This is a genomic window from Bartonella queenslandensis AUST/NH15 (assembly GCF_000312585.1).
Taxonomy (GTDB): domain Bacteria; phylum Pseudomonadota; class Alphaproteobacteria; order Rhizobiales; family Rhizobiaceae; genus Bartonella; species Bartonella queenslandensis_A.
This window is the reverse complement of record NZ_HE997997.1, coordinates 16,326-21,198: the sequence shown is the minus strand read 5'-3', so window position 1 is coordinate 21,198 and position 4,873 is coordinate 16,326. Positions and strand designations below refer to the sequence as shown.

Annotated in this window: 1 protein-coding gene; it reads left to right on the top strand. The window is 36.4% G+C overall.

What is annotated here, in order from left to right; translation table 11 throughout:
- Nucleotides 1-4,528, top strand: a 4,528-nt coding sequence (locus BN338_RS03735; RefSeq protein ID WP_039759171.1) for a hypothetical protein, incomplete at its 5' end; no start/stop codon positions are given.
- Nucleotides 4,529-4,873 lie beyond the last annotated feature (345 nt).

Here is a 4,873-nt window from a genome sequence, read left to right as displayed (position 1 = left end):
AGTTGAAGTTGAAGACGCCCTTACAAAAGCGATGAACTTTGATTTCGATAACACGGCATTTGAAACGATATCATTTAATAATTCTGAAAATATCGTTAATGTTGATGATTTGATTCAAAAAATTGCGATGGCAGAAGAAGAGTTTTTTGCTGAAAACGGTACTTCAACTTTTGTCTCTAATATTCATGATGATGCTGTTATTGACAAATCCGTTGTTGGACAGCTTTTTGCTCCAAAACCCTCCCCTGATATTTCAGGGGGAACGGTTCATAATACATTGCTGTCAACAAAACCTCTTCCTGCAAATGATGATCTAACGACCCCTGCAAATTTTGGACTCTTAAAGCAACGTTCTTCCTCTCGAATTTACTGGTATACAACAGCACTTAGTGCTTTATGGGCAACAGGGGGGGCTTTTATTGCGCATAAGCTCGCCCCTACCGGACTAAGCTCTTTATCCAGTATCAGCACTTTTGTGACATCCCCAACAGGGCTCGCTGTAGCAGCTGGAACAGCAATTCCTATCCTTATATCTTGGGGCGTTGCTCAATTAACAAAACGTTCAAACGAATTGCATAATATTGCCATCCTTATGACAAATGCTGCACAACGTCTTAGTGAACCACAACATCTCTCTGAAAAACAAGCTATTGCTATAGGGCAAACCATTCGTGAAGAAGTAGCAGCAATGAACGAAGGTATCGAACGCACCCTCGGACGTGCTGTTGAACTTGAAGCAATCATACAAGGTGAAGTTCACAATCTGGAACAAGCCTATGCTGAGAATGAATCACGCATTCATACACTGATCAAAGAATTGAGTAATGAACGCATAGCTATTTTGAACCATGCCGATCGCGTACAATCAACAATAAAAGGTACCCAAGAACAACTGAGTGATGAATTTGGCTTGGTTACTTCTAAAATTGTAACCAATGTTGAAAAACTTGCACAAACCCTTTCTCAAACTTTACAAAAACAAGGTGAAGATCTTGTTGAAAAACTTTCCTATGCGGGTGATGGTGTAACAAATCAGCTTGTTGAAAAATTTAACAAAACAACAACACAAATTCAGCAGAAAAACACAGAATTTTTCAATGAATTAGGAAAAAACTTTGATGGTTTTGCAAAACAATTTGATCATAACGAGAAACAAATAGAAAAAACCTTTAATGAAACAGCCGTAAAAGCGGAAATGCATGTTGCTAAAATTGCAACACGTATACAAGCCGTAACAGATCAAACTTTGCACACTGTCGATGAAAAGTTTAAAGCTCTAGATAAAGCTCTTATTGATCGCAATAATCAATCCCTACAGAATTTTGATGAAAAAATCTTAAAGCTCGATGACCAAGCATATAAGCTCTCTTCTCAATTTGATAACGTAGCCTCGCAAGCAATTGGAGCCTTTGAACAACGTTTAGCAGCGGTTGATCTTTCTCTTAAAGAACACAGTAACTCTATCATTGATTCCTTTATAGAGCGCAGTCAAGTTTTAGAAGATAATGCTGAAAAACTTGGTGACTTCTTGGAAGCTCATGTCTTGAAAATAAATGAAAACCTCCAAGAAAAAACAGCGGACATTACCCATGCGTTTACAAATGGGCGTGAAGCTATTCTGTCTGCAATTGATAAAAGTAAAGAAAATCTGAGAGAAGAAATTCAACATGTCGACAATGCCATTGTTGATATCATACAAGAACGTTCACAAGATTTTAAATTGCAACTTTCCGATCAACGAGCTCTCATGGCAGACATGCTCGATAACGAGAAAAATAAAATTGCTGATGCATTAAGAAATCAGATTGATGTCTTAGCCCAAAATACTTCTCATATCGAAAAAGTTTTGACTGACAATGCTCAAGTTGTTGATAAACAAGCGGAAAATCATATTGCAAATATCATTCAATGCACTGACAAACTACAAGAAGTCATTGTACAAAGCTGTAATACAACGCAAGATGCTTTAGAAGCACAAGCGAGAAATATTGATATCCGTGCCGATGCTCTACGTGACTCTTTAGCAATTAATAGTTTTTCTCTCAACGAAGTTCTTGCTGATCAAGCACGCACACTCGAGCAACGCATGGAAACAATCCATAATCTCATCGCAAAAAGTGATATACGTGTTGATGTTGCATTGAAACAACAAATAGATTTAGTTGAGAGCGCAATTGCCGCTAATAACAAAAACATTACTGAAACGGTTCAAGATCATATCAAAAACCTTGAAAGCCATGCCGAAATCTTAAAAAATACTCTTTCTCAATCGAGTGGTGTTTTCTTTGAAACCCTTGAAACACGTATGGAGTCGTTCGATACAAATTTAGAGGATCGTGCACACAAAATTTTTGAACGGACAACAACGCTAGAGGAAACATTATCTGAAAAATTTGGTCAAGTCTGTGACGCCATCGATCTGCAGACATCTGTTATTGAGGAACGTTCTGACACATTAAAAACATCTCTCATGCTTAATAATGAGCAAAGTCAGATAATTCAACAAGCATTGGAAAGCAGTGTTGACAATATGCGTGTTAGCTTAGAAGATTCAGTTAATACAGTCACGGATAACCTGCATAATAAGATTATAAAAGCTTCTGATATTCTTTCTTCTACGACTGAACAAATTCTCTCATCTGTTACGAATGTTACCGCACAAGCTGAAAATATTCTCTCAGAGTCAGGCAATCGCATTGTATCAAACGTTAAGAAGACAGTTTATGATACCAGTGAAAAAGTTCTGTCCGTTCTATCTGAACAAACAGCGCATACCGTCGAAGCTTTCGCAACAGCCAGTCATAATGCACAAGCATTATTGAATGAAACAATTCACACATCAACAACAGCAATAGAGCAAATCCTTAATGAGCGTTGTGATATTCTTCATCACTCTATGCAAAGCCTTAAAAACAATTTAGGATACCAGCTTTCTGATGTAACAAGCCGTCTGGAAGACGCGAGGAATCAGACAGCAACACAAATTTCAGAACATGTTGGAAAAATAACAGAGCTGACAAATCACTTAAATCAAGCAGCACAAAATACAACAGAATCTATTGATTCTTTAACGCGGCATATTGGTGAACAACTCTCTCTCTCCACACAAGATGCTGAACAAAGAATTTATGCACATAATGAATCTTTAGTGAATAGCTTGAACAAAGCAAACTCTGAAACACTTCAAACAGTAACGGTTATGAAGGAAGAGCTTGTTAATAATGTCTCATCCATCTTAAAACAGTTGAATCAATCAATTTATAACTTCCAGGAAAATAGTCATGTTTTATTATCGGCCGTTCAGAATATTGATGGTCAGTTTAATGAAACTGCAAACAATTTTTTCCGCAATACGAATCAAGTAGCAGAGTGTTTATCAACCTCCAATCAAGCACTCAATAATAATGTTGAAATTCTGCAAGAACTCTCAAAAAATACCTTTGAACAAATTAATCATATAACAAGCAGTTTTGGTGAACATGCAAAAACACTTTCGCAAACTGTTCAGGTTCTTGAACAGTCTGAAAATTCACTAAGTTCAACACTTGAAGAAAAGAATGCTACACTTTCTGTATTAAGCGATGCTCTTGTTTCAAAATCTCATGAAATTAATCAAATGATTGAGCATTATGAAAAAATATTCAACTTAGCACTTGAGCGCTCTGATAAGAATGCGCGTAACGCCACAGATTCATTACAACAATCCCTTAATAGGCTCATTAGTGAAGCGTCAACACGTTTTTCAGGAGCAGCAGAAGATATACGTCGCTCCGCGGATGAAGTTCGTTTAGAGCTTTCAAAGATTAACAATGATATTCATGAAAATGCTAAAAAACTTCCAGAAAGAACAAAAGAAACGACCCAAACAATTCGTACGGCTTTGAACGAACAAATTACAGCATTAAAGGATCTCGTCAGTGTTATACAAAATGATCAAAAGAGCACAAAAGAACAATTAATATCGGCATTTCCTACATCATCAATGCTTAATAAGAGAAGTGATAGTTTCCCTGTGTCCATTAAAAAGATCATACCCCCTAAACCTGTTTTGCAACAAGATCAAAGCAAAAAAAGACCTAGTAAATGGGTATCGAATCTCTTAGAAAGAGCTTCACGTGAAGAATCATTTTATGATGAAACCCTCAATGATGCTGTTTTAACATCCGTGCAAACAAAATCGCGTCCTGCAAACAGTTCTCTTAACGCATTAGCATCAGGTATAGTGCAAGCTATTAATCACAGTGCCATTGTTGAGCTATGGGATCATTATCAACGTGGACAAAGAAATATCGTAACAGAACACCTTTATACCTTGAGTGGAAAAAAAATATTTGAAATGATTAAGAAAAAATATTTGAGCGATTTCGAGTTTAAAAGTTCAGTGAATCAATACGTTGCGGATTTCGAAAAGCTCTTGCGTGATATATCGCGCAGTGCTGGTTCTTCTAGCTCAGTTCGTAAATACCTGATATCAGATACAGGAAAAGTTTATACCATGCTTGCTCATGCAAGTGGACGAATCCAATAGACAATAAGAAAAGTGGAAAAAATATTTTTCCACTTTTCTCTTTCCAGTTGTCTTAATCACCCATCTAGAGTGCTCTGCTATAAACTGGAGCTTTGGACTTCAAAGAATGATAATTGACATGAGATTTTTTGATATCCTCAGTGATAACCCTAAAGAAGCATATTTTATAATCGTTTCTTAATCCCTTTATTTTTCATAGTTTCATAAAGGGACAGAACTGATAATATTATTTCTTCTACCCCTCAATGCTTCTTCATGCGTTTGTATTAAAACAGCTCATAAGGAATATTTCTATTCCTTTTTTAAGGTTTTTTTATTCATATATTACTCTTACTTGAAACATGT